At 39.3% G+C, this 298-nt stretch carries 1 pseudogene; it reads right to left on the reverse strand.

Annotated elements, in window-relative coordinates:
- A pseudogene (locus tag HC175_RS22890) lies at nucleotides 1-298 on the reverse strand (insulinase family protein); the annotation flags it as partial.

Here is a 298-nt window from a genome sequence, read left to right on the forward strand (position 1 = left end):
GGTTTCGGCATCACCTACAACCAAATAAGCCATTTTTGATTCATCAAGATATTTTTGAGCCAGTTTTTTATGCTGCTCCAAAGTCATATTCCTGATGATGTTCTCCTCCTGCTCAATATAATTTGCCGGCAGGTCATATGCACTCATTTCCTGAAGCATTCCCAATAAAGAACCCTGGGTCTCAAATCGCAGCGCATTAGATTTAATGAGGGCATTTTTGGTGAATTCAAGATCCTCAGGCTTTATACCTTCTCTATATTTCGCTATCTCATCTCTAAAAATTCCAACAGATTCTCCT

It is taken from the genome of Salinimicrobium oceani (assembly GCF_012037645.1).